The sequence below is a fragment of the Niastella koreensis GR20-10 genome (assembly GCF_000246855.1).
Taxonomy (GTDB): domain Bacteria; phylum Bacteroidota; class Bacteroidia; order Chitinophagales; family Chitinophagaceae; genus Niastella; species Niastella koreensis.
This window is the reverse complement of the sequence record NC_016609.1, coordinates 213,516-238,929: the sequence shown is the minus strand read 5'-3', so window position 1 is coordinate 238,929 and position 25,414 is coordinate 213,516. Positions and strand designations below refer to the sequence as shown.

The 25,414-nt window shown below is 44.7% G+C and carries 21 protein-coding genes; 4 read left to right on the top strand and 17 right to left on the bottom strand.

Annotated features, from left to right (window positions below; translation table 11 throughout):
* Positions 1-189: 189 nt before the first annotated feature.
* Together NIAKO_RS00965 and NIAKO_RS00960 are read right to left on the bottom strand one after the other, a co-directional pair.
* A complete protein-coding gene (locus NIAKO_RS00965) occupies positions 190-555 on the bottom strand; it encodes a phage holin family protein (RefSeq protein ID WP_014216509.1) in 366 nt (121 codons plus the stop codon).
* 26 nt (positions 556-581) lie between these two features.
* Entirely contained in the window at positions 582-806 is a 225-nt protein-coding gene (locus NIAKO_RS00960) for a YtxH domain-containing protein (protein WP_014216508.1), read from the bottom strand.
* A gap of 320 nt (positions 807-1,126) precedes the next feature.
* On the opposite strand from NIAKO_RS00960, the gene NIAKO_RS36275 reads away from it, so the two are divergent.
* Entirely contained in the window at positions 1,127-3,430 is a 2,304-nt protein-coding gene (locus NIAKO_RS36275) for a PAS domain-containing sensor histidine kinase (protein ID WP_165761230.1), read from the top strand.
* 18 nt (positions 3,431-3,448) lie between these two features.
* On the opposite strand, the gene NIAKO_RS00950 is transcribed toward NIAKO_RS36275, so the two are convergent.
* From NIAKO_RS00950 to NIAKO_RS00935, 4 genes are all read right to left on the bottom strand, one after another.
* Complete coding sequence (locus NIAKO_RS00950) at positions 3,449-4,465, bottom strand: LacI family DNA-binding transcriptional regulator (protein WP_014216506.1); 1,017 nt, start codon at positions 4,463-4,465, stop codon at positions 3,449-3,451.
* A 12-nt stretch (positions 4,466-4,477) separates the two neighbouring features.
* Entirely contained in the window at positions 4,478-6,769 is a 2,292-nt protein-coding gene (locus NIAKO_RS00945) for a GH92 family glycosyl hydrolase (RefSeq protein WP_014216505.1), read from the bottom strand.
* Positions 6,770-6,916: 147 nt separating this feature from the next.
* Positions 6,917-8,065 (bottom strand): formylglycine-generating enzyme family protein, encoded by a 1,149-nt coding sequence (locus tag NIAKO_RS00940; RefSeq protein WP_014216504.1) that lies wholly within the window; start codon positions 8,063-8,065, stop codon positions 6,917-6,919.
* Positions 8,062-9,498: an arylsulfatase gene (locus NIAKO_RS00935; RefSeq protein WP_107685519.1), complete on the bottom strand. Its 1,437-nt coding sequence runs from the start codon at positions 9,496-9,498 to the stop codon at positions 8,062-8,064. The genes NIAKO_RS00940 and NIAKO_RS00935 overlap by 4 nt, the downstream gene beginning before the upstream one ends.
* A 163-nt stretch (positions 9,499-9,661) precedes the next feature.
* On the opposite strand from NIAKO_RS00935, the gene NIAKO_RS00930 reads away from it, so the two are divergent.
* Both NIAKO_RS00930 and NIAKO_RS00925 read left to right on the top strand, forming a co-directional pair.
* On the top strand, positions 9,662-10,483 hold the full coding sequence (locus NIAKO_RS00930; protein WP_041346170.1) for a purine-nucleoside phosphorylase: 822 nt from the start codon (positions 9,662-9,664) through the stop codon (positions 10,481-10,483).
* Positions 10,484-10,542: 59 nt separating this feature from the next.
* The gene (locus NIAKO_RS00925) at positions 10,543-11,379 is read left to right on the top strand and encodes a serine hydrolase (RefSeq protein ID WP_207622355.1); all 837 of its coding nucleotides are present in this window, start codon (positions 10,543-10,545) and stop codon (positions 11,377-11,379) included.
* Here the strand turns inward: NIAKO_RS00925 and NIAKO_RS00920 are convergent.
* The 8 genes from NIAKO_RS00920 to NIAKO_RS00880 all read right to left on the bottom strand — a co-directional run bounded on the left by NIAKO_RS00920 (position 11,376) and on the right by NIAKO_RS00880 (position 19,224).
* Positions 11,376-12,329, bottom strand: a complete 954-nt coding sequence (locus NIAKO_RS00920) for a cation diffusion facilitator family transporter (RefSeq protein WP_014216500.1) — start codon at positions 12,327-12,329, stop codon at positions 11,376-11,378. The two genes, NIAKO_RS00925 and NIAKO_RS00920, sit on opposite strands and share 4 nt — an antisense overlap.
* Positions 12,330-12,475: 146 nt before the next feature.
* Positions 12,476-13,165 (bottom strand): LuxR family transcriptional regulator, encoded by a 690-nt coding sequence (locus NIAKO_RS00915; protein ID WP_014216499.1) that lies wholly within the window; start codon positions 13,163-13,165, stop codon positions 12,476-12,478.
* A 174-nt stretch (positions 13,166-13,339) separates the two neighbouring features.
* On the bottom strand, positions 13,340-15,406 hold the full coding sequence (locus NIAKO_RS00910) for an alpha-ketoacid dehydrogenase subunit alpha/beta (protein ID WP_014216498.1): 2,067 nt from the start codon (positions 15,404-15,406) through the stop codon (positions 13,340-13,342).
* 193 nt (positions 15,407-15,599) lie between these two features.
* Positions 15,600-16,211 (bottom strand): fumarylacetoacetate hydrolase family protein, encoded by a 612-nt coding sequence (locus NIAKO_RS00905; RefSeq protein WP_014216497.1) that lies wholly within the window; start codon positions 16,209-16,211, stop codon positions 15,600-15,602.
* Positions 16,212-16,359: 148 nt separating this feature from the next.
* Positions 16,360-17,001: an aminoacyl-tRNA hydrolase gene (pth, locus tag NIAKO_RS00900; protein WP_242675432.1), complete on the bottom strand. Its 642-nt coding sequence runs from the start codon at positions 16,999-17,001 to the stop codon at positions 16,360-16,362.
* Between the two features lie 232 nt (positions 17,002-17,233).
* Positions 17,234-17,884 carry a 50S ribosomal protein L25 gene (locus tag NIAKO_RS00890; RefSeq protein WP_014216494.1) on the bottom strand — a complete coding sequence of 217 codons (651 nt, stop codon included), beginning with the start codon at positions 17,882-17,884 and terminating at the stop codon, positions 17,234-17,236.
* 29 nt (positions 17,885-17,913) lie between these two features.
* Positions 17,914-18,858 (bottom strand): ribose-phosphate diphosphokinase, encoded by a 945-nt coding sequence (locus NIAKO_RS00885; protein WP_262493715.1) that lies wholly within the window; start codon positions 18,856-18,858, stop codon positions 17,914-17,916.
* Positions 18,859-19,005: 147 nt separating this feature from the next.
* On the bottom strand, positions 19,006-19,224 hold the full coding sequence (locus NIAKO_RS00880; protein WP_014216492.1) for a hypothetical protein: 219 nt from the start codon (positions 19,222-19,224) through the stop codon (positions 19,006-19,008).
* A 125-nt stretch (positions 19,225-19,349) separates the two neighbouring features.
* Between NIAKO_RS00880 and radC the strand changes: the two genes are divergently transcribed.
* Positions 19,350-20,042, top strand: a complete 693-nt coding sequence (gene radC / locus NIAKO_RS00875) for a RadC family protein (protein WP_014216491.1) — start codon at positions 19,350-19,352, stop codon at positions 20,040-20,042.
* Positions 20,043-20,072: 30 nt separating this feature from the next.
* Here the strand turns inward: radC and NIAKO_RS00870 are convergent, their stop codons facing one another.
* The 3 genes from NIAKO_RS00870 to NIAKO_RS00860 form a co-directional block, all read right to left on the bottom strand.
* Positions 20,073-20,390: a DUF3467 domain-containing protein gene (locus tag NIAKO_RS00870; protein WP_014216490.1), complete on the bottom strand. Its 318-nt coding sequence runs from the start codon at positions 20,388-20,390 to the stop codon at positions 20,073-20,075.
* 111 nt (positions 20,391-20,501) lie between these two features.
* A complete protein-coding gene (locus tag NIAKO_RS00865; RefSeq protein ID WP_014216489.1) occupies positions 20,502-21,962 on the bottom strand; it encodes a SusD/RagB family nutrient-binding outer membrane lipoprotein in 1,461 nt (486 codons plus the stop codon).
* Between the two features lie 13 nt (positions 21,963-21,975).
* Complete coding sequence (locus NIAKO_RS00860) at positions 21,976-25,167, bottom strand: SusC/RagA family TonB-linked outer membrane protein (RefSeq protein ID WP_014216488.1); 3,192 nt, start codon at positions 25,165-25,167, stop codon at positions 21,976-21,978.
* Between the last annotated feature and the right edge of the window lie 247 nt (positions 25,168-25,414).

Genomic DNA, 25,414 nt, shown 5'->3' with positions numbered 1-25,414 from the left:
TCAGAAAAACGGCAGATTACTCATATGAGTTATGAATACAATCAGGCCCGAATACCTGCTTTGAGGTTTGAAGTGTACCAGGGAATCTGAATAAAAATAAAAAAGAAAAAGATTTTATTCAAATAAAATCCCCAAACAATGATCTTTTCAAATCATTGTAAACGTTATATATTCATAATTGGGAGAAAATCAGGAAGGTTCGTTGTCGTTGTCTTTCTTTTGCAATTGTTTTATTATTGCGTTCATGATAGGAAAACGCAATAACCGGCCCCTTCCCAGCCAAACAATAATACCCAGCAGCAAATAAACACCCGCGACGATCAAAAAACCCGAATAGGGTTTTCCAAGCCAGTTACTCAACGCCCAGGCGCCGGCAATACTTCCAAAAATTAAAAACAATAAAAAAAACAGGGCTACAATGGTAACTGCAATCAGTTGGCTAACGACCAGCGATGTTTTTTCGGCAATCTGTAGTTTGGTTAATTCAACTCTGGTATTGATATATTCTTTTACATGGTCGGATAACCCTTCCCATTTCTCGAATGAATTACTCATAATGCCCGTTTTGTTGTTCTGTTCCGTTATGCAAAATCTTCGTGCTGTTGTTCCATATCTTCCTTAACAGCATTCATTTTTTCTTTCATTTCATTGTACTTGTTCTTCAGGGCATCGGACATTTTTTTTCCTTCTTCATTAATTTTCTTCCGGGTTTCAGATCCCTTATCCGGGGCAAACAAAATACCTAATACAACACCTGCAGCAGCGCCGGCTATAAACGCGGCCAATATTTTACTACTCTTATTCATACTAAAAAGTTATTAGATTAAAAGTTAATTAGAAAACGTTTTATTCAATACAAAGTTAACCGCCTGTAATTTACCCTGAACTGATTAATATCAATGATCCGGGCGCATTAATCCCCACTTTATTAAATATGTAGAAGCTGGGACAACGAATAGAATTGTCTATAAAACAATATGTTACACTAAAGATTGTCTCCTGCCTGAGTTGGCATAGAATTTTAAAATCATATAATATATGTTACCTCCCGAATATGAAATCAAAAGAAATGCCGCAGCTAAAAAGACCAAATAATGACCCCGGGCCCCCAGGCAGACGCGAACGAATGAAAAACCCTGTGGAAGCAGCTACTATTTTTACGCAGCAAGTCATTCAGGCATTACCGGCAGCTGTTTATACCTGCGACGCCGATGGTTATATACTCAGTTATAATGAAGCCGCAGCCTCCCTGTGGGGGCGCAAACCGGAACCAGGCAAAGAGCTGTGGAGCGGGGCTGCTAAAATGTATACCATGGATGGAAAAGCATTGCCATTGGATCAAAGCTCCATGGCCATTGCTATCCAGGAAGGCCGGGAAATTCAGGATGCAGCGTTCATTATTGAACGGCCCGATGGTACAAGGCGCTTTGTACTGCCCCATCCCAAACCCTTTTTTAATGCCGCGGGAAAGGTAACAGGCGCTGTGAATATACTGGCAGATATTACCGACCAAAAGAACATTGAAGGAAGCAACGGTCATTTTGCGGCCATTGTGGAATCATCTGACGACGCCATCATTAGTAAAACCCTGGAAAGTATTGTCACCAGTTGGAATAAAAGTGCTGAAAGGATCTTTGGTTATACCGCCCAGGAAATGATTGGGGTTTCCATTACTAAAATAGTTCCTCCCGACAGGCTGGATGAAGAACCCGAAATACTGGAACGCCTGAAAAGAGGTGAACGGATAGATCATTTTGAAACCAAACGCCTTACCAAAGACGGCAGATTACTCGATATTTCGCTTAGCATTTCTCCTGTTAAAAACAGTAAAGGTGTTATCATCGGCGCTTCAAAGATTGCCCGGGACATCACCGCCCATAAAAAAGCTGAACAACAGATCAGGGAAAGCGAAGAAAGGCTGCGCCTGGCCATTGAAAGCGCCGACCTGGGTTCTTTTACCTGGAATATGCAGGACAATGAATTTAATTTTTCAGAACGGCTGGCCGATATTTATGGCTATCCCAGCACAAACAAGCTGTCTTATAACGACCTGTTGGAAGCCATCGATGATGATGACCGGCATATAGCAGACAGATCGTTTGAAAAAGCATTGCAGACAAGTGTACTGAAATATGAGGTCCGGATAATATTGCCTGATACGTACCACCCCGTTCACTGGATAAGGCTAAATGCCAAGATCCTGTTTGACGACAAACAGGCGCCACTGAAAATGCAGGGTATTGTATTGGATATAACCGAACAAAAAGAAGCAGAACAGCGCATAAAAGATAGTGAGGAACGGTTACGGCTGGCGGTGGAAGCTGCCGAAATAGGCTTGTGGGACCTTGATCTTATAACCGGGCTTACCATTACTTCGCCCGAACACAAAAAGATAATGGGCCACTCAAAAGAGCAATGGAGCCGGTTATTATTTATGCAATACGTTCACCCGCTCGACAGGAGTTGGGTAGAACACGCTTTTCAAACCGGGTTGATAACAGGCAGCCTGGCTTATGAAACCCGCATCATCAGAGAAGATCAATCAGAAAGATGGATCAGGGTAAATGGCACTACCGTTTATGATAAAAAACAAAACCCGGTGCGCATGATTGGTACCGTGCTGGACATCACCGATCAAAAGAAAGCAAACGACGAGCTGGAAAAAATGGTGCTGGCGCGTACCAGTGAATTATTAACCTCCAACTCGGCCCTTGAAAAATCGAATCACGAGCTGGAACAGTACGCTTATATCGCCAGTCATGATCTGCAGGAACCGCTTCGCAAAATTCAAACCTTTGCCAATATGGTAAAGGAACATCTGAATGACAGCCAGTTTACTGAAAAATACTTTAACAAGATCTATTTGTCAGCCAAACGAATGTCAACACTCATCAATGAAGTGCTGAACTATTCCCGGCTTACCAAAACCGGTGAACAGTTTCAAAAAACAGATCTCAATAAAGTGTTGAAGGACGTATTATCAGACTATGAGTTACTCATTGAGCAAAAACAGGCAACTGTTACTTATACTAATTTGCCGGTAATTAAAGGCATTCCCTTGCAATTGCACCAGTTGTTCGCGAACCTGATCAGCAATGCATTAAAGTTTTCAGAAACCAACCCGGCTATAAATATTACGGCAACCATGTTGTTGCCAACAGAAGTGGCGCAATATCCGAAATTGCTGGAAGACTATGAGTATGTGAAACTTGTTTTTACCGATAACGGCATCGGCTTCGAACAACAATATGCAGAACAGATCTTCATCATCTTTCAACGGTTGAACAACATCCGCGCTTACAGCGGCACCGGCATTGGCCTGGCTTTATGCAAAAAAATTGTCGATCACCATGATGGAATAATTACAGCTAAAAGCGCTCCCGGAATGGGCGCTACCTTTACCATTATACTGCCGGTAAATCATTGGTAAATAAAGAAAGTCCTTCCGTTAGGTAGACCCTCTCACTATCAATTTGGCGGTAAGCTCTACCTCTGTTGTGGAGAGTTTACTTTCGGTGCTTTCGCATTGTTCCATCAGCAATGCCACCGCTTTTTTTGCAATGGCCTCAACCGGTTGTTGAATACTGGTAATACCGGGCGGATAGATGCGGAAAATATCGTGATCGTCAAAACTGATTACAGCAATGTCCTGCGGAATAGCCATTTTTAAACGATTGATGCTTTCCAGGCCCAGGATGGCCAGGTAGTTGGTGGCAAAGAACAATGCATCCAGTTGCGGATTGTCCTTCAACAGGGCTGCTATCAGTTCAACCGCCTCATCGCGTTGATGGGTATAAGGGATCTTCAGGATGATATCTTTATTTAACCGGATGCCCTGTTTTGACAATGCACCAAGATATCCATCGAGCCGTTCCTCCATTTGTATAACATCCAGGTCCACCGTAACAAATCCTATTTCTTTATAGCCGCGGTCGAACAGGTGCGCCATCCCCTGCGATACCGCCTCGGTATTGTTTACCAATACATGCGATACATCCACCGAGGGCAAGTACCGGTCAATTAAAACTACAGGCCGGTTTAACTGAACCAGTTGCTGAATATCATCTTCCATATGCGGCGCCGGTGTTATCAGGTAGCCATCTACCTGCCGTTGCGACAACATATTGATCAACTCTTTACCTTTCGAGGCATTGTTTTCCGTACTGCAATACACCACGCGGTAGCCATATTGCTCGGCTTCTTCTTCAATTGTTTTTGCCAGTGTGGCAAAAAAGGGATTGCCAATATTCTCTACTATCAGCCCCAGCGTTTTTGATTTACCGGTACGTAAACTAATAGCCAGCTGATTGGGATAGTACCCGGCATTGCGGGCCACTTCAATCACCCGCTTTTCAACGGTTTCACTGATGCGCATTTTACGGGCTTTCCCATTCAAAACAAATGATACGGTAGACGATGCTACCCCCGCCATTTGAGCAATATCTTTTATTGATACTTTCTTCATATGGTTATTGTATTATCGGGCCAATGCCTGGGTTACTGAAAACGGATAGGCAGCCGGTGTAGTTCCCCGGGTGTAGGAAGGCGTACTCTTCACATCGTATAACAATGTGCCACCTTTCTGCAACTGGCTGTGATCGATCCAGTTTTTCGGATGCACCACCCCGTTCAGTGAAATATTGTGAATATAATATGTGTTCTTATCTGTTGCCGGCGCCTGGATCACCAGCTTTTTCCCATTTTCAAAAGTGAGCGTCATTTTACGGAACAACGGTGTTCCAAAAACGTATTGCGTGGTACCAGGACAAACCGGATAAAAGCCCATTGCTGAAAATACATACCAGGCAGAAGTTTGTCCGTTGTCCTCATCGCCGCAATAACCATCGGGCGCCGCATGATATAATTTATTCATTACCTGCCTGATCCAGTATTGGGTTTTCCATGGTTCGCCGGCATAATTGTATAAATAGATCATGTGCTGAATGGGCTGGTTACCGTGGGCATATTGTCCCATGTTCATGATCTGCATTTCGCGGATCTCATGAATAACGCCGCCATAATAACTTTCGTCAAATACCGGTGGCAGTGCAAATACAGAATCGAGCATTTTTGCAAACATCTTATTGCCACCCATCAGGTTCGCCAATCCCTGCACATCGTGAAACACGCTCCAGGTATAATGCCAGCTATTGCCTTCTGTAAATGCATCGCCCCATTTAAACGGATTGAATGGCGATTGAAAACTGCCATCCTTATTCTTTCCACGCATCAGCAAAGTGGAAGGATCGAACAGGTTGTGGTAGTTCATACTGCGATGGGCAAAACGGTCAACTTCTTCCTTAGGCCGGTTGATGGCTTTCGCCAGCTGACTTATGGTAAAATCGTCGTACGCATATTCAAGGGTGCGGGCCGCATTTTCATTGATCTTAACATCATACGGTACATAACCCAATTCGTTGTAATACTGGCAGCCTTTTCTGCCTACCGATGAAAGCGGGCCTTCATGTTCGGTATTCTTTACAATAGCTTCATACAAAGTATTTACATCATAACCGCGGATCCCTTTCATATACGAATCTGCGATCAGCGAAGCAGAATTGCTACCCACCATACAATCGCGGTGGCCAGGACTGGCCCACTCCGGCAACCAGCCGCTTTCTTTATATGTGTTTACCAGTCCCTGCATGATCTGACTGTTTACACTGGGGTACATTAAAGTAAAGAAGGGGAACACAGCCCGGAAGGTATCCCAAAAACCATTGTCGGTAAACATATAGCCTGGTAAAACCTGTCCGTTATATGGACTGTAATGTACTACTTCATTAGCCTTGTTGTATTCATAAAATTTGCGGGGGAATAACAGCACGCGGTATAAACAGGAATAAAAGGTCTGCAACTGATCGGGCGTGCCGCCTTCTGCCAGCAACCGGCCTAACTCCTTATTCCAGGTCTGGCGCCCTTTTTTGCAAGTGGCCTCAAACGAATCGTTACCCAATTCCCGCTGTGCATTTAATTCAGCCTGCTCAAAACTGATAAAAGAGGAGGCGGTTCTTATATGTACCTGTTCGCCTTTTTTAGTTTTGAACCCCACGATGCCGCCGGTATGATCGGCCTGGTATTCCAGCGTATCGGTTGCCAGGGTTTTATCGTGCCAGGTATTGGCTACCGTAAAATCTTTATCAAAATAAACAACAAAGTAGTTTTTGAACCCTGCAGGCACTCCCCCGCTGTTGGCAGATGAGTAGCCAATGATCTTCCGTTCACCCGGAATGATCTTGATATAAGACCCTTTATTAAAGGCATCGATTACAATAAATGAACTATCGCAGGCAGGGAAAGTAAATTGTAACTGGGCGGCCCGTTCGGTGGCCGTTATTTCGGTGGTTACATCGGCGTCGGCCAGGTACACACTATAGTAATAAGGCGTTGACTTTTCTGTTTTATGGGAGAACCAGCTGCCGCGTTTTTCCTGGTCGAAGGTCATTTTTTTGGTAACCGGCATAATACTGAACTGACCATAATCATTTATCCACGGAGATGGTTGATGGGTTTGCTTAAAACCCCTGATCTTTTCAGCACTGTATTGATAGGTCCAGCCGTCGCCATTCCGGTTGGTTTGGGGTACCCAGAAATTCATTCCCCAGGGCAGCGCGATGGCTGGGTACGTATTTCCGTTACTCAAATCGATCTTTGAGTCGGTGCCCATTAACGGGTTCACATAATCCACCGGTTCAACCTGGCTTTGAGTAGTTTGGGCAAAGGAATTTACGTAACAAAACGTTACTAACAGGCAAACAATCGATCTCATGTAATCAGTTAATTTAAATGTACCCATAGAGAGTGTGTGTATGAGTAAATATGTAACAATAATACACTTCTAAAACGATTTTGCAAAATTAAAAAAACGCCTTGCTCATATATTTTTTTCTAAGATTGACAAAAGTGGAGAATCCACTTACTTCTTTACACATCGAAAACCTGTGTGTTCCAGGCCGGTATCGGGTGATGTTTTCATTCGTGCGGACACCCGGTAGCTGGCGCAATAGGATGCATGACATAAAAAGGAACCGCCACGCACTACCCGTTTAGGAACAGTGGGTTCATCAGGATCGTAACCGACTGAAGGTCCGGGCGGGTTTACAGCTTTCTTTGTTGCCTGGGTATAATAATCTGACCGGTACCAATCGGCACACCATTCCCAAACATTGCCGGCTATGTCGTACAGACCATAGGCGTTGGGGGCGAATGATTTAACCGGTGCCACCCGGGCAAATCCATCCGTTGCGGTATTGTGATCGGGAAAATGCCCCTGCCAGATGTTTGCTTTTGGTTTACCTTTTTCAACAGCTTCGCTTCCCCAGGTAAAGGGTTGATTGGTTAATCCTGCCCGGGCAGCCCACTCCCACTCTGCTTCAGTTGGCAATTGCTTACCGGCCCATTTGGCGTACGCCATGGCATCGTCCCACGAAACCTGTACCACCGGGTAATTTTCCTTTCCTTTTATGCTGCTGGCCGGCCCTTCAGGATGTTTCCAGTCGGCGCCCTTTACCCATTGCCACCACTGGCTTACATCATTCAGGGCAACAGGTTTTGCCGGCGGCGTAAATACCAGCGAAGCTGCTACCAGCAGGCTATCGGCTGGTTTAGGCGTGCCTGACGGCAATTGCTTTTTCAATTCCTCCCAATTGGGTGTACGCTCTGCTGTTGTTACATAACCGGTGGCTTTTACAAACTCCATGAACTGCGCATTCGTTACTTCAGTGGCATCCATATAAAAGCCATCTACATGAACAGGATGCTGCGGATATTCATCAGGCCTACCGTCTTTGTCTGCAGCGCCCATTTGATAATCACCACCGGGTATCTTAACCATACCGGCGTAAGAACTCTTACCACTGGCCACTATTGAATCTGTTGAAGCTGTTGCGGCAAAACGGGATGGCAGGTTTGAGGTGCAGGACATTACTGTATCGCCTTTAGGGATACTATCCGTTCTGGCCGCTACTTTACCACCCGACTGGTTGCACCCTGCAATGGCTATCATAACTGTTACTACGATGCCCATTCCAAAAACTCCATTTATATTTGTACCTGTTCCGGTCATTCTGTGTTAGCTGATTTTGTAAACAAGGGAAAATCCGGGCTCTCCCTGTGTTGCTGCTCCATAATTTTTTTGATCTCCTGCACTATATCCGGATGTTTATCCGCCACGTTATTTTTCTCGCCCAGATCTGTTGTAAGGTCATACAACTCTATGGGCCCATTGGGCTGGCTGGTTACATTTAATTTTATGCCTTTCCATTTTCCCATGCGCACCGCCTGTTTGCCACCCTGTTCGTGAAACTCCCAATATAACCAGGGATGCGAGGGAGCATTTTTTTGTCCCAGCAACGCCGGCACAATTGAAATGCCATCGATGTTTGCTGGTTTTAGCGCTTTAGCCAGTTCGGCAAATGTGGGTAAAAAATCCCAGAAGGCGCCTACATAATCAGAGGTAGCGCCTGCCTTTATTTTTCCAGGCCACCAGGCGATCATTGGTTCGCGCATGCCGCCTTCATACAGATCTCTTTTAATACCCCGCAAAGGACCATTGCTGTTAAAGTAATCAGGATCATAGCCACCTTCTTTATGCGGCCCGTTATCACTGGAGAAGATCACCAATGTGTTTTTATCAATACCGGCTTCTTTTAATTTCTGCAATACCTGTCCAACATATACATCCAGCCGGCTTACCATAGCTGCATAAGCAGCACGTGGATAAGCTTGCGGTGCATAATTTTTTCCATTCCATTTTGGTACGGGAATGGGCTTTTCGTTGAGCAGCTTTTTATATTTCTCAAACAGGCTGTCATCGGGCACCTGCAGGGCTGCATGCGGCAATGTGTAAGAGAGAAATACAAAGAATGGATTGCCTTTATGCTGATCGATAAATTGCAGCGCTTTCTGATGTATCAGGTCTGCCGAGTAATCTGTTGGGTGCTCAGGCGTATTGGCGGCAAAGTCAATTCGGGTATCGTTCTCCCATAAATGATCGGGATAATAATCATGCGCCAGCGTTTGACAATTATATCCATAGAAAGCATCGAAACCCTGTTTAATGGGATCACCGGATGAAGCAACAGGCCCAAGGCCCCATTTTCCAAAATCACCAGTGGCATAGCCAGCTTTTTTCAATACTTCAGCAATGGTAACGGCCGAATCGGGAATGGGCCATTGCCCTTCGGGTTGCACGCCTTTATTTCCCCGTATGGGGGTATGACCTGTATGTTGCCCGGTAAGAAAAGAAGAACGGGAAGGTGCGCATACCGCGGTGCCGGCATAAAACTGTGTAAACCGGGTGCCCTGTTTTGCCATGGCATCCAGGTTAGGAGTTTGTATCAGTTTTTGTCCGTAACAACCCAAATCGCCATAACCCAGGTCATCGGCCAGGATAAAAATAATATTGGGCTTTACAGCTGTCTGCTGGGCAATGCTCTGCTGCCATTGCAACAAAATAAAAAAACCTGTGAGGGCGATCGTACAAAATAATCTGTTCATCTTCATTGACATCTATTGAGCTGTTATGCGGCTTATTACTCCACTAAATTAATAGATTTTACAATACAGATCATATTCTGAAAAAGAATACACTATTGAATAAAAGTATCCAAATGCTAGTAAATAACCATTGGAATACTTTATTTTGAAAAAAAATCACGGGATGGACCATATCATTGAAAAAATTGCACAAACAAGCCAGTTTTTAGAAGAGAAAGGATTTACCGGCGCTTCCACTGCTATTGTTCTCGGCACTGGTTTAGGCTCTTTTATTGACCGGGTTGAAGTGATTCAGCAAATCACTTACAATGAGATCCCGCATTTTCCCACCTCCACCGTTGAATCGCACAAGGGCAAACTGATACTCGCCAGGGTTGGCAATAAAAAGATACTGGTTATGCAGGGCCGCTTTCATTATTACGAAGGCTACAGCATGCAACAGATCACTTTCCCGGTGAGGGTGTTTAAAGCATTAGGTGTAACCAATTTGTTATTGAGCAATGCATCCGGCGGGATGAATCCTGAATACAAAATGGGCGATCTTGTGTTACTTACCGACCATATTAACCTGCAGCCAGAAAATCCTTTACGCGGGGTGCATGAACCAGGTTTAGGCCCCCGGTTCCCCGATATGAGCCAACCATACGACATCCGGTTAAATAAAGTATTTATTAAGACGGCGCTTGAGCTGTCTGTTCCGCTTAAACAAGGCGTTTATGTAGCCGTGCCAGGTCCTAACCTGGAAACAAGGGCAGAATACCGTTTTCTTCGGGTGATCGGGGCTGATATGGTAGGCATGAGCACCGTGCCGGAAGTGATTGTGGCCAGCCAGATAGGACTGTCGTGCGCTGCGGTAAGTGTTATTACGGATGAATGTGATCCCGATAACCTGCAACCAGTGAACATTGAAGAAATAATTGCCGTTGCCGCTAAAGCCGACCAAAAACTGAGCAGTGTATTTAAAAGCGTTATTGAACAACTATGACCCATCTTTCCAGGCTTTTGCTGTTTAGTATGTTGCTGTTTTGTGCATGCACAAACCGCATGACATTAAATAAACTGAAAGACCAGATCAACTCCAGACTGGCTGAACAACCCGGCAATTTTGCCGTGGCATTTAAAGACCTGTCAACAGGAGATTCATTGCTCATAAACGAACAGGATTTTTTTCATGCTGCCAGCACTATGAAAACGCCGGTTATGATTGAGGTATACAAACAGGCCGCTGCCCGCAGGTTCTCCCTGAACGATTCTGTTGTACTTAAAAATGAATTTAAAAGCATTGTCGACAGCAGCCTGTTCAGCCTGAACCCCAAAGACGACAGCGACACAGCACTGTACCAGCATTTGGGTGAAAAGATGCCGCTGTACAACCTGGTGTACGACATGATCATCAGGAGCAGCAACCTGGCCACCAATACGGTAATACAAATGGTAAATGCCCGCAACGTTACTCTAACTATGAGGCAGCTGGGCGCCAATAAAATACAGGTGCTGCGGGGTGTGGAAGACAGCAAAGCGTTCGACAGGGGTTTAAATAATGTTACCACCGCAAACGACCTGATGGTGATTTATGAAAAAATGGCAAAGGGCGAAATAGTAGACAGCGCTTCATCACAGGCCATGATTAAAATCTTATTAGACCAGGAATTCAATGAAATCATTCCTGCACGTTTACCCAAAGACGTAAAGGTGGCTCACAAAACGGGGAATATTACCCACGTTTTACATGATTCCGGAATTGTATTTCTTCCCAATGGAAAAAAATATGTGTTGGTGATCTTATCAAAAAACCTGCAGAACGAGGCCAATGCCAAAAAGGCCATGGCTGAAGTATCGGAAATGATTTACCGGTATGTAACTACGCCCAGGGAATCTTAATGGGTGTGTTGTTGTACCTGCTGCTCCAAACAATCATTTTCGTTGGGACAATGTATGGTTTCCGATTCCAGTTCAATAGTACTGTGGTGAATGTTGTGATGCAGTAACTCGTGTTTAAGGTGTTGGATCACTTTTAATTTTTCATCGAATGGCAGCCGGTCATCGATGATAACATGAGCAGTAAGCGCATTTTCGGTAGTGCTTAATGGCCAGATGTGAATGTGATGCACATTGACGATATGTTTAACGGATAATATTATGCGGCTTACCTCATCCAGCTCAATACCTGACGGCACTCCATCAACCGTCATTTTAAAACTATCGGTAAACAGCGACCAGGTGCTGATGAGGATGATGATCATGATTGCCAGGCCAATGACAGGATCTAACCAATACCAACCGGTGTAGGAAATAACAATACCACCAATTACCACCCCTACCGATACCAGCGCATCGGCCAGCAGATGCCAATAGGCGCCTTTTACATTGAGGTCGGAGTCTTTATGCCTGAAAAAAAGAAGGGCTGAAATACCGTTCACCGCAATTCCCAGCGCAGCTACCCAGGCAATGCCGGTACCCTTAACGGCAGGTGGCGCCTGCAGGCGCAATACCGATTCATACCCGAGCATACCAATAGCCAGTAACAACAACAAGGCGTTTAAAAAGGCCGCTAACACGGTTGTTTTCTTAAACCCGTACGTGTACCGGATGGTAGCCTGCCGGTGAGCGAGCTTAAAGGCGATATAGGAAAGCAGCAAACTGGCCACGTCGGCCAGGTTATGGCCGGCATCGCTCAGCAGCGACATGGACTTGTAGGCCAGTCCAGCCACTACTTCTACTACTACGAATATTATATTAAGGGCAATACCTATCTGGAAAGCCTTCAGGCTTGCTTCATTAAATGATACGGCGTGGGAATGACCGTGTGCATGTGAGTGGTCGTGTGCCATTATGTAAAGGTACAGGAAAAGAAAAAAGCAGCCCGAAGAATCGGGCCGCGAGTCACATGAGAAAAATTCTATACCGCAACTGGTTTTATATGATCCAGGGATGAGTTGCGATAGGCTATAGAAAGAAAATCCCCGGAGTTCGTTAATTATCTTACTGCTTTTGAATAATGCAACGGACGTTTGTGCAGAATTTCCATCAGCAGCTCAAATAAATCATTTTCCCTGTAATTGTACCTGAACTCAGTTTCCTTTACGTGCAGGTACAGGGTGCCGCTGTTTAAACCACGGAATTTTATCAACCGCGATTTAAGCATTCCCCAGAATAAATCAATTTCATCGATGTTTGATTTGCCACGGGTAACACCTGTTACCGAATCGTTGGTGCGGAACAAACGGATGCTGTTAAAATCGGCAATGCCATTGTACATGTGAAGGCGATACTTTTCAACGATATCGCGTTCGCCCTCCGTTTTTCCTTTTAACCAATCGTACATCCATTCAGCATCAATGTTGGCGATTTTGTCGGTGTAAATGGTTTCATCGTTTTTAAAAATGCCGTAAAACGATTTTTTTGACGCTTCGCCATTACTGGCAACTTCCCCATTTTCCGAAACATGGTAAACCGTTGTTCCATTGGTGAAATGAAATGGATTTCTTTCCTCGCAAAATTTTGCGATGTGTGTACGAATTAGCTTGAAATACGCATTTACCGTAATACGGCTAATTCCTGTGATGTTGGCGATCTGTGTGGCTGTCAGATCTTCTGAGAATAATTTAATAAGTTCCCGAACTTTCCGTTCAGAAAGATGGGCACCTTTCAGATATCTGTTTTTCATGGCTGCTTAGGTGGTTTGAAGTACGTAACTCTACGTAAATAAGACAATTTTTATTATATGCCCCGTGTTAAAATATTACAAACGGCAGAAGGATAGGATGTACGATACAACCTACTTATCTTGTAGAATAAAAGGAGAAGTAAAATTATCTTGTAGAGTATGTATTGCCCGTTTTTACGAGCGCAATAATTGTTTGATTGTTGCCGCCACTTTTTCGCTATTTGGTAACATGGCCTGCTCCAGTTGCATGTTCATTGGAACTGCCGGAACATTTAATGCACCCATTACGGTAACCGGTGCATCGAGCCATTGAAAACATGCATATGATATTCTTCCTGCCAGTGCTTCTGCAAAGGAATTGTTCTGTTGTTCTTCGGTAAGCACCAAACATTTGCCATGCTTTTTTACCCGCTCAAAGATGAGCGCTTCATCAAGTGGGTATAACGTACGCAAATCAATCACATCAACCTGCCCGGGAAAATTCTTTGCAGCAGCACGCGCCCAGTAAACGCCCATGCCATAAGTTATTACACAACAGGATTCACCGTTAGTAATGTGGGTGTCATCGGCTTTGAGAGCCAATGCAGCTTTACCTAATGGCAAGACATAATCCCTGGACGGCTCAATTGTTTTTGCATCTTCTGTACCGGGCACTTTGCTCCAGTATAATCCTTTATGTTCAAGCATTACAACCGGGTTGGGATCAAGGAATGCAGCTTTCATCAATCCTTTCATATCTGCAGCATTGGAAGGATAGACCACCTTGATGCCTTTGATCGACAGCAATGTTGTTTCTATACTTCCGCTATGATAAGGCCCACCGCCGCCATAGGCACCCACAGGCACGCGTATTACTGTTGCAACAGGAAACTTACCGCAGGTCAGGTAACTCGATTTCGAGATCTCCGTCACCAGCTGATTGAAGCCGGGATAAATGTAATCGGCGAATTGCACCTCAACAATTGGCTTTACTCCTACTGCACTCATGCCCACTGTTGAACCAATGATGTATGCTTCCTGAATGGCGGTATTGAAAACGCGGGTATCGCTGAATTTTTCTGCCAGGGTAGCTGCCTCGCGGAATACACCGCCCAGTCGCCGGCCTACATCCTGCCCGTACAACATGGCTTCAGGATAATCCTCCATTATTTCCCTGATGGCAAATAAGGCGGCATCTACCATAATGATCTTCTCATTGCCGGCCGGCTGCCGTTGCCCCTGTTCCCGGGTAACAGGCGTTGGCACAAACACATGGTCTGTTACGGTGGCGGGATCCGGTTCGGGCGCTTCTGCCGCTTTTTGAAACTGTTCGTTTACGGCCGCCCAGGCTTCTTTCTCTATGCTTTGCAACTGTTGTGAATCTACACCAAGCTGTAGCAAACGCAGCCGCAATCTGGGCAGGGGATCGTTGACCGCATGCTTTTCCAGGTCATCCGGGGTGCGGTAAAACTCCCTGCGCACTCCGCTGGTATGATGGCCCAGCAAGGGCACTTTAGCCTGCACCAGGTAGGGTGTTCTATGCTGCCGCACATACTGCACCACGCGGTGCATGGCATCGAAACTTTCTTCAAAATTGCTGCCGTCTATCCGTACCCGGTCAAGGCCGGGGAAGCCCGCTGCATAATCGTAGGCGTCCATTACGCGCACTTCATCCGAGGTGGCGCTTATGCCCCAGTTGTTATCCTGCACCAGGTAAATAACCGGGAGCTTCTTCAGGATGGCAAACTGGAAGGCCTCACTCACCTCACCTTCGGTTACACTGGCATCGCCCAATGAACAAATTACCACTGGTAATTCGCCACCGGGGCCTTTTATTAACTTATCGGAGTTTATCTGTTCCAGGTATTGTATACCCTGGGCAACGCCGGTGGTTGGGATGGCCTGCATACCGGTGGCGCTGCTCTGGTGTATAATAGCCGGTTTATCGGCCCCCCGGTAATTGGGGTGGGAATAGTATTCGCGGCCGCCGGTAAAGATATCGTCGCGTTTAGCCAGCAGCTGCAGCATTAACTGGTAGGGCGAAAAGCCCAGACCCAGCAGAATGCTCTCATCCCGGTAATACGGGCTTATATAGTCACAGGGGAGTAATTGAAAGGCAGCCGCCAATTGAATGGCTTCATGACCTCGTGACGTTGAATGAACGTACTTACAAATAGCGCGGTTTGCTTCATAGGTGTCGGCCATGGCTTTGGCGGTACACATCAGGCGGTAAGCCTTCAATAATGTATCGGTGTGCATCATAGATAACCGGCAAAAGTAATAATAACAACTGTTAGTCTGACCTGGGATTTATTAGATTTATGAGAATTTTTGGGATAAGGATAAAAATTCTTCCAATAATCCCGTGCATCCCATAAAAGCCGGTTAAGACAATAAAAAAAGCCTCTCCCGAAGAATCGGGAAAGGCTATTTCCTTGTAATGATGATCTATTTGTTATTTGATCTCTAAACTTAATAAGCTGTCGTCTTCGATAAAAGCTTCCAGCTCGTCACCAACCACACATTCGCCTACTCCCGCGGGTGTACCGGTAAATACGAGGTCGCCGATGTTCACTGAAAAGTAGTTGGAGATATAGGCCACTACTTTATCAAAGTTATTTATCATTAACCCTGAATTTCCCTGTTGCACCAGTTCCTTGTTTTTATATAAACAGAAGTTGATGTCTTTTTTGTTTTTGATATTCGTAAGAGGTATCCACTTACCAATCACTGCTGAATTATCCCAGGCTTTTGCTTTTTCCCAGGGCAACCCTTTTTCTTTTAACTCATTTTGAATATCGCGCGCAGTAAAGTCGATGCCTACGGTTACAGCATCGTAATACTTGCTGGCAAATCTGTCCTGAATGTATTTGCCGTTCTTCGATATACGCAATACCAGTTCACATTCGTAATGTAATTCGTTTGTGAACTCGGGGTAATAAAAAGGGGTATGAGCCTGCAGTAATGCACTCTTAGGTTTCATAAAAACTATAGGTTCATCCGGAACCTCGTTACCCAGTTCTTTTGCGTGAGCCACATAATTACGGCCTACACAGAAAATTTTCATACTCAACAAAGGGTTTAATTGAGATAATTGTTTTCAAGTTTCATGCGCCTGGAAAAGCCGGGGGTACGTGGTCATAGAGATATTGAATACCAGAATATTACTCACCACAAATATTGGCATTGCGAAAATAAAGATTCAAATTAACAAATCATAGTGTAAACTCCAATTTATTCGCTTCATTCATAGTTCGTTCGATGCCAATAGTGATAAAATTTTCTACCACCTCCACACATTTTTCAACCTTTCGTTTTACTAAGGGCGATTCCTCGGGCGTCCAGCGGCTAAGTACAAAATCAGCCTGCGCTCCTTTGGGGAAATTGTTACCGACACCAAATCGTAATCGGGGGTATTTATCGGTAAGAAGGGTCTCCTCGATGCTCCGCAATCCATTATGACCAGCACTACTACCCGAAGATCGGAGGCGGATTCTGGAGAGCGGTAATGCAATATCGTCTACTATTACCAATAATTGTTCCAAAGCGACCGATTCTTTTTCCATCCAGTACTTTACTGCCTTGCCACTCAGGTTCATATACGTGGTAGGCTTGATTATCGTCAACTTTTTGCCCTTCCACTTCATATCACAAACGTGTGCCAGCCTTCCTACCCCAAAAAGGCCGCCGTGTTTATGGGCAAAAGCATCCACTACATCAAAACCTATGTTGTGACGAGTATACGCATATTCTTCTCCAATATTACCTAATCCTATCAACAGGAACTTCATAACGGCAATAGTTGAATAATGGGTGGTGGGGTAAGCTATATGCAGAAAAGGCCAAAAATGATCCAAACAGTCTTAAAAGTCAAAGGTCAAATTAGGCAATCCGGCAAATGGATCAAATGGTCAGTATTAGGTCACCTGTTAATTGAGTCGCACGTCAATTGGGGGTGGTCAGCTTCAGTAAAAAAGGTCAAATCAGTCAATGGTCCCTATTCTCAGTTCCTCAATGACTCACCTGACCTCTCTGTATTTCGACTTAAAAGCCCGGTATTAACCGGGCTTTATAATAACATTATCAAACTTACTTTTTCGCAGCAGGCGCTTTAGCAGCAGCAGCAGGTGCTTTAGCAGCAGCGGCAGCAGGTGCTTTAGCTCCGGCAGCAGGTGCAGCAGCTTCTTCCTGTTTCAACTGACGCGTCATTACAACTGATGCAATGGGAATACGCGGTGAGTTGAGAATTTCGTAGTTAGGCTCTTTCACGTCTTCAACACGAATGTTACCATTCAATTCCAGATTGGTAATATCCACCTCAATGTTCTCCTTCAGGTGCTGAGGAAGTGATTTAATCTTTAATGATTTCACCTTTGTAATAAGGCGACCGCCATCTTTTACCCCTATAGAAGCACCGGTAAATTTAATAGGAATGGTAGCAATTACCGGTCTGTCCTGTACCAGTTCCAGAAAGTCTACGTGTGACAGTTGGTCTGAAACCTTGTCAAACTGCAGGTCCTTCATGATACATTTGTAGCTTTTTCCATCTACTTTAATTTCAGCTAACTGGAAATCAGGAGTATATACGATGGGTTTGAAAGCCAGCACAGGTGCTGCGAAAGCAATTTCCTGTGTACCGCCGTAAATTACACCAGGCACCATTCCCTGAGAGCGAAGTTGTCGGGTGGCTTTTTTCCCGATTTCGGTCCTCAGTTGTCCTTCGATTGTAATTGTTTTCATTGTTTATGTTTGTTTAAAAATTCCTTCTTTTAGCTGTTTCTTCTTTGGCTATGAATAAAGAGCCCCGTGATACTTCTGTTCTCATATGCATTGCGAATAGCTACAGCAAACAGTTCGGCAACACTTATGATCTTAATTTTAGAAAGCTTCTGTTTCATCGGAATGGTATCGCATACCACTATTTCTTCCAACACACTGTTCTCTAAATTTGAGTATGCATTTCCGCTTAAAACAGGATGCGTACACAATGCACGAACGCTGCGGGCGCCTTTTTCCTTCAACAAACCGGCTGCTTTTGCCAGCGTACCACCTGTATCACAGATGTCATCTATCAACACCACATCCCGGTCGGTAACGTCGCCAATCACCACCATGCTGGCAATTTCATTGGCCCGTTTACGGTGCTTATCGCATATTACCATCTCTGCATTAAAGTAAGAGGCTATTTCACGAATACGATTGGCACTTCCCACATCGGGGGCCGCAAAGGTAAGGTTTTCCAACTGAAGTTGTTGGATATATGGAATAAAAATGGCAGAACTGTCGAGATGGTCAACGGGAATGTCGAAATATCCCTGGATCTGGGGGGCATGGAGGTCCATGGTAATCACCCGGTCGGCGCCGGCAGCCACTAACATGTTGGCAACCAGTTTAGAACCGATGGCCACGCGGGGCTTGTCCTTCCGGTCCTGCCGCGCGTAGCCATAATATGGGATTACAGCCACCACTTTATAGGCCGAAGCCCGCCGGGCGGCATCGATCATTAATAATAATTCCAGTAAATTTTCCGCCGGGGCAAAGGTGCTTTGCACCAAAAATACCATGTCACCCCGGATGCTTTCCTGAAATACAGGCTGAATTTCCCCATCACTGAACTTTGAGATGGTTATTTTTCCTAGGGAGGCCCCGAACTTTTGGGCTATTTTCTCGGCCAGGTATTGTGACCCTGTGCCTGAAAAGATCTTGCTTGACATTTGCATACCGCGATAAAATGTGCGGCGAAGATAACGAGTAGCGTGGGATTTGCCCGACAACCTATGGACAAAAAATTTATTTCACCCTGATAATTAAATAGGAACTCAATGGAAACTGATTAATCGGTGCATCCCCAAATGATGCGCTTACTTGGTTACTGTCAGCAAAATATTTGAATTGCCCGGTGTCATAGCCGTGGTTCTATGGTTCGATCCCTCTTCTTTGGCGATCTTTTTGGGATAGAAAGCATAAAAAATGGCTGAACAAATAAAAATGGAGAAGAAAAGGGCGACAAAATACATGCCTATGCAAAAAAGAAAAGGTTGATAACCTCCAATAGCGGCTAAAGTAGTCTTTCTGTTCATGGGGATATAGATTAAGTATTTACAAAAGATTTGGATTTCTATATTAAATAGTGCACGATACTAGTACTTAACGCACATTTTGTGGTTATAGTATTTGTCCGAAAAGTACTAGAAATTTTTGAACTATGCAAGAATCTAAATTTACAATAAAAGAATGGGCTAAAGACGACCGCCCCCGGGAAAAGCTGCTAGGGAAAAATCCAGCCACGTTGAGCGACTCGGAACTGCTTGCCATCCTCATCGGAAACGGTCATCGCCAAAAGAATGCCGTTGAACTGGCAAAAGAGGTTCTTCGACTGGGCAAGAACAACCTAAATGAACTAGGTAAAATTACCATACAGGAAATGATGAGTATCAAAGGAGTAGGTAAAGTAAAGGCCATTACCATCGTTGCCGCCCTGGAGCTGGGCCGCCGCCGGCAGGCCTCCCTGGTACTGGAAAAACCATATGTAAAGAGCAGCCGCGACATCGCCAACTACCTGCAGGCCCTCCTGCGCGACCTGCCCAATGAGGTGTTTGCCGTGGCCTATTTGAACCAGGGCAACCGGATAAATCATTTTGAAATAATAAGCCAGGGAGGTATTACAGGAACCGTGGCCGATCCCCGGGTGATCTTAAAAAGGGCGGTACTGGAAGAAGCGGTTAGCCTGATCCTTTGCCATAACCACCCTTCGGGCAGTTTACAGCCCAGCAAGGCCGATCAGGACCTTACTAAAAAACTGAGGGATGCCGCCAAATTATTCGATATTTCCCTCTACGACCATATTATAGTGAGCGAAAACGGCTATTTCAGCTTTGCAGACGCAGGCATGTTATAATCAATAGACAATAAGCAATTGCCAATTGAATTAAGCTTGCGCTGTAGGGCCTCCGAAATTCATGGGAATCTGTACGTCTTCCAGGTCCTGGATCTTTCCATTGGCGGCCTCAAAACGCTGGATGTTTTCCGTTAAAGCTTTCATGAAGCGTTTGGCGTGCTGAGGGGTTAATATAATACGTGATTTTACCTTGCTTTTAGGCGTACCAGGCATCACATTCACAAAATCGATTACAAACTCGGCGTGGGAATGGGTAATGATGGCAAGATTGGCATACTCCCCTTCTGCTACTTCTTCTGAAATTTCGATATTAAGCTGATTTTGCTGCTGGTTTTGATCTTCCATCATAAAAAGTTTAAGACTCAAAAATAAGAAACCGGGCGCTAAGGGGGAAACAAAATTAAAAAAGCCCTGACGCTTCGGTCAGGGCTGCTTTTTTTTATGAACGATGATCTTCTATTAGAATTTATCCCAGAACAATTTGGTTTCCGGTAAATCGCCACCTATTGCAGCTGCAGCAGTGGTATAATTAGTACCATTCAGCGTTTGCTCATTAGAAGGATAAGTGAACCGGTTGGGGAATTTAGTTTTGGCATTTACAGCCAGTGGCAGCTGGGGATAATCCAGTCTGCGCAATTCAACCCAGCCATCGAACGGACGGCCATACAAAGCGATCCATTTCTGGAAACCGATCTTTTGTTTATAGTTACCTGTTGCGGTTGTGTAAGCCACATCCGGCCGGGCCAGGTAAGTAGCGGCATCTGCAGCCGATCCACCCCAGTACAGGATGGAAGCCGTAATGGCATTGTTATAATGTTGCTCGGCAGTACCGGTTACATTATAGCCTCTTTCCTTGGCTTCGGCACGCAAGAATTCTGTTTCAACATAATCGGCAAAGATATAAGGGGCAGTAGCCGCATATACGTTTGCTGCAGGTTTTGAAACATCAGAAAAGGTATTCACCTTTCCAACTATTCCACCTACATAATCGCCGTTATTGTTGGTACCAAAAAATAACGACTTACGGGGATCGCTCATCGCTATCAATGGGTCCATCAGGTCCTTGGCTGCTACGTAATCGGAACGTTTACCAACTACAATATCAGAATACAATGTACTGTAACTTGGGCTGTTAGGCAGATAGGTGAACAACGCATTGTCTGTTGCTGCGGATATAGCTTTGGGATCGGCAGCTTCCACGGCTGTTTTGGCCGCTGTATTATCCACGTCAGCCAGGATCATCCCCATTTTCATTTGAACCGTAGCCGCAAATTTGATGTATTTGGCAACAGTACCTGCAGCACCGGTTTTTGTGCTGGCACTTCCATCACCAAAAATGATGTCATTACTTGCGTCAAAACCCAAACTGGCCGTATTCATTTTACCAATGTCATCAGCCAAACGTTTCATTAAATCGGCGTATACGGTTTTTGCATCATCATATACCGGGAAAAGATTGTCGGAATTCAGGGCATCCGTATAAGGAATATTCCCGAATGAATTTACCAGAATGCCATAGGCATACACCTGCATCACATCAATAATAGCCAGCTGGTTTTGTTTTATTCCGGGATCAAGCGTTGGATCAGCACTAATGATCCTGCTTGCTTCCTTCAGATCGTTTAATGCATCACGGTACATTCTTGTCCACCAGGCCTGGGGAATATTGCGCGTGGTAAAATCGTATTGCGCTTCGTCCTGGTAAACCGCCATGGCCCAATGTTTAACGGTAAACCTGAATACGTTGATATTTACGCTGGCATTTTGCAAGCCATCGGAAATAGTTTTAACCGCATTCGAGTATAGCATAGCGCCAGGAACCGTTGACGGCTTTTTTGTTTCTTCATTAAAACGTGAAATATCTTTAGTACATGCCGCTAACAGTACAACCGGCAGTGCTATATAAAGGAGCTTTCTCATGTTTTTCAATTTTTTAGAATTTCAATCTTACGTTCATACCAATAGAGCGGGTAGTGGGATAAGCGCCACTTTGAATACCCTGAATATTACCTGCAGACAGGTTATCTTCAGGATCTGCATAAGGCAGGTTCTTGTGGATGATCCATAAGTTTCTACCAAATACTGATACATCGATTCCTTTAAAAGCTTTCAATTTTGATACGATGTTCATTGGCAATGAATAGGTAAGATTGGCTTCTCTTAATTTAACATAGCTGGCATCGTAGGAATAAGCAGCCTGAGGTATTTGTGGTGAATTGGCATCTACCACTACGCGTTTGGTGTTTGCTTTACCATCGGCAGTTACCCCGTCGAAGATCACACCACCACCGTCTGCCAGGGTGTTTCTTACTGGTTTACCCAGATCGTTCAACCCTACAGATGATTGGTATACGCCGGTACCTTGTGCATAGAACTGGTCGAGCGACCATACATTACCGCCCTGGCGAACATCTACTAAAAAGCCGAATGAAAGGTTTTTGTATTTGAAAGTGTTATAAATACCACCGATCCAATCGGGGTTAACATTTCCTATCACATTCGTTGTTGTGCTGGTAACTTTATAGTATCCATCATCGCCAACAACTTTCTTTCCATCCAGGTAAACAAAGTCCTTGCTCTGGATGGTTCCATAAGGCTGACCCAGGGTTGCATTCACACTAAGACTGGCCTGGAACGATCCCAATTGCAGGTTTTTACTGTCGCTGTACAATTTAACAACCTTATTGCGGTTGCGTGTAAAGTTCAGGTTAACAGTCCAGGAGAAATCTTTTGTTTTAACCGGTGTACCATATACTGATAACTCGATCCCTTTGTTTTCAATGTCACCAGCGTTCACAAACTTGGCAGTATAACCGGTAGCAGCTGAAACAGCAACAGGAATAGTTTGATCAATTGAATGCGTAAGATAGTATGTCGCATCAAAGCCCAAACGGCCTTTAAAGAAAGACATTTCCAAACCAGCTTCTTTACTGTTTGTTCTTTCTGGTCTTAAGTTTCTGTTGTTCTTTCTATCAGGCAAAGAAAACAAAATAATGCTTCCGAACGGATCGGGTTTGTCATAAACATCTTTAATGGCACCGTAGGGCGCACCATTACCAACGGTAGCGTAGTTTAACCGTAATTTACCTGAAGTCAACCAGGGCAGTGTAGACAGATGTTTTGAAAACACCCAGCTTCCTGAAACCGCATAATAGTTAAATGCATTGTTATCTTTGGGCAAAGTAGAAAATCTGTCGCGACGGAAGCTTCCATCTAACGTCAGGTAATCCTGGTAGCTTAAAGTAACGCCACCATAATAACCATCTACAGCAATAGGCTGATACAATTCAGTTGGGCCAGGGATGGCGCCTTTTGAATTGGCGATGGAGTACAAACCGGGCACTACCAATCCACCAGATGTGGTAGACAGGATAGAATTGTCGGTTGTACGGCGGATGTTAGTACCCAACAAACCTTTGAAGTTAAGATCCGGCGTGATGTTCTTATCAACATTCGCCATCAGATCATAGTTCTTCTCAATGAAGGTATGGTCAAAACGGGTGTAAGAAGGCGTTGCATTACTTCCTACAGCCACACGCTCTTCCTGTAACTCGCTGTAATTATCCAAAGTAACACGGCCCAGGAAGCTTAACCAGTCGGTTGCTTTCCAGTCCAATGAAGTATAACCGAAAATACGTGAGCGGGTGTCGGTCTCGTAGTTCTCGTATACGGTCCAGTAATAGTTATCAGTATAGATCGGATACAGACCGGTAGGAGAAGAAGGATCGCTCCAGTTCCAGGTGATGTTCTTATAATTTCTGAAATAAGCTTCTTTTTGCTCTTTGATATCCACGTTGGTCTGATACCACTGGCGGAAGTTCTGGTTTACATTCCGGCCACTGTAACCGGTACCATAACGGCCGCGGCCATCGGTTTTAGAATAGCTTACTGAGGCGTTGGCAGTCAGTTTTGAGGTAAGAGCATAAGAACCGCTGAAGTTGAGAATATTTTTTATCAACTTACTGTTGGGCATTACGCCACGGTCTTCATTTCTTGTATAACCTAATTTAAAGCTTCCTTTGTCTGAAGCTGCATCGAACATTACGTTATTATTGTTCGAGATGCCGGTTTGATAAAATGTAGAAGGATCGTTTTTAGCTGCTACCCATGGGCGGGCAGTATGGAAGTATGGTGAAGCAGGGTCAAATGCATCCCAATGATAAACCATTAAATTGGGGTCGAACTTTACACCATATGAGGCATCCTGTGAAGTAGGCACTACATAATCTTTAACCCCATCGCCGTTTACATCAAAATAATAGAACCCGTCTTTTTGATAGGGATCAGAATAACCGGCGCCATATTCCTTCTGGTATTCAGGATATGTTTTTTTGTCGATGCGGCTTACAGTTATACCGGAGTTTACTGTAACGCCCAGGCCTTTTCTGGCCTTTTTGGTGGTGATCATGATCACCCCATTGGCGGCTCTTGAACCATATAAAGCGGTGGCGGCAGCACCTTTCAACACGTTGATATTTTCAATATCATCGGGGTTGATGTCAGCGGCTGCGTTACCATAATCATAACCGCCACGACCGGTTTGCTGGGTGCTTCTGTTGTTGGTTGAGTTATCTACAGGTACACCATCCACAACGAATAAGGCCTGGTTGTTATTGGTTAACGACTTCATACCACGGATCACCACGTTGGTAGAAGAACCTAAACCGTTACCCTGCTGAATTTGCAAACCAGATACTTTTCCGGAAAGAGCGCTGAAAGCGTTACCTGTGCGCACCTTGCTAACATCATCACCTGCAACAATTTGTGCAGCATATGGCAGGGTGTTTTTGGAACGCTTGATACCGAGGGCGGTAACAACCACTTCACTCATGGTTTCAGTACTGTTCAAGGCAATCAACAGTGTTCCCGAGCTACTGGCTTTTAATTCAGTTGCTTCAAAACCCACAGCTGAAATAACAAATGTGGCATTGGCGGGAGCGTTGATGGAGAATTTGCCGTTTGCGTCGGCGGCGGTGGCATTGGTGGTGCCTTTGATCTTAATAGTGGCAAAGGGAATAGGATCTCCCTTTGAATCCTTGACCTGGCCGGAGACAGTTTTGGTTTGCCCCAGGGCCATAGCAGTGCATAGCACTAACACTGCTAGCAGTGATAGCATTTTTCTCATGTGACTTGTAAGTTTAAATTTGAGGTTCTAAATGTATCGAAAATCCTGATTAAACATCAAAAAAAAGTTAAAACAGGAAATTCGGCAAAAGAGCCATTTGGGGCTAGACAAGCTGGATTTGAAAAATGCTGCAATCGATTTTGCGGTAAATAAATGGTTAAAAAGCCATGAAAATCATATTTAAGCAATAAAATGGGGCCATAAATTCTTCTATTTTGGCGGGTAATATATTATACAAATCACTTAA

Bases quoted from the DNA above. Each gene is read 5' to 3' on its own strand.
- NIAKO_RS00910 (WP_014216498.1), bottom strand. From the start codon at position 15,406: ATGATGCACACCGATACATTATTGAAGGCTTACCGCCTGATGTGTACC.
- NIAKO_RS00880 (WP_014216492.1), bottom strand. From the start codon at position 19,224: ATGAACAGAAAGACTACTTTAGCCGCTATTGGAGGTTATCAACCTTTT.
- NIAKO_RS00940 (WP_014216504.1), bottom strand. From the start codon at position 8,065: ATGACCGGAACAGGTACAAATATAAATGGAGTTTTTGGAATGGGCATC.
- NIAKO_RS00890 (WP_014216494.1), bottom strand. From the start codon at position 17,884: ATGAAAACAATTACAATCGAAGGACAACTGAGGACCGAAATCGGGAAA.
- NIAKO_RS36275 (WP_165761230.1), top strand. From the start codon at position 1,127: ATGAAAAACCCTGTGGAAGCAGCTACTATTTTTACGCAGCAAGTCATT.
- NIAKO_RS00965 (WP_014216509.1), bottom strand. From the start codon at position 555: ATGAGTAATTCATTCGAGAAATGGGAAGGGTTATCCGACCATGTAAAA.
- NIAKO_RS00905 (WP_014216497.1), bottom strand. From the start codon at position 16,211: ATGAAAATTTTCTGTGTAGGCCGTAATTATGTGGCTCACGCAAAAGAA.
- NIAKO_RS00860 (WP_014216488.1), bottom strand. From the start codon at position 25,167: ATGAGAAAAATGCTATCACTGCTAGCAGTGTTAGTGCTATGCACTGCT.
- NIAKO_RS00885 (WP_262493715.1), bottom strand. From the start codon at position 18,858: ATGTCAAGCAAGATCTTTTCAGGCACAGGGTCACAATACCTGGCCGAG.
- NIAKO_RS00950 (WP_014216506.1), bottom strand. From the start codon at position 4,465: ATGAAGAAAGTATCAATAAAAGATATTGCTCAAATGGCGGGGGTAGCA.
- NIAKO_RS00865 (WP_014216489.1), bottom strand. From the start codon at position 21,962: ATGAGAAAGCTCCTTTATATAGCACTGCCGGTTGTACTGTTAGCGGCA.
- NIAKO_RS00925 (WP_207622355.1), top strand. From the start codon at position 10,543: ATGACATTAAATAAACTGAAAGACCAGATCAACTCCAGACTGGCTGAA.
- NIAKO_RS00930 (WP_041346170.1), top strand. From the start codon at position 9,662: ATGGACCATATCATTGAAAAAATTGCACAAACAAGCCAGTTTTTAGAA.
- radC (WP_014216491.1), top strand. From the start codon at position 19,350: ATGCAAGAATCTAAATTTACAATAAAAGAATGGGCTAAAGACGACCGC.
- NIAKO_RS00960 (WP_014216508.1), bottom strand. From the start codon at position 806: ATGAATAAGAGTAGTAAAATATTGGCCGCGTTTATAGCCGGCGCTGCT.
- NIAKO_RS00920 (WP_014216500.1), bottom strand. From the start codon at position 12,329: ATGGCACACGACCACTCACATGCACACGGTCATTCCCACGCCGTATCA.
- NIAKO_RS00945 (WP_014216505.1), bottom strand. From the start codon at position 6,769: ATGAGATCGATTGTTTGCCTGTTAGTAACGTTTTGTTACGTAAATTCC.
- NIAKO_RS00915 (WP_014216499.1), bottom strand. From the start codon at position 13,165: ATGAAAAACAGATATCTGAAAGGTGCCCATCTTTCTGAACGGAAAGTT.
- NIAKO_RS00870 (WP_014216490.1), bottom strand. From the start codon at position 20,390: ATGATGGAAGATCAAAACCAGCAGCAAAATCAGCTTAATATCGAAATT.
- NIAKO_RS00935 (WP_107685519.1), bottom strand. From the start codon at position 9,498: ATGAACAGATTATTTTGTACGATCGCCCTCACAGGTTTTTTTATTTTG.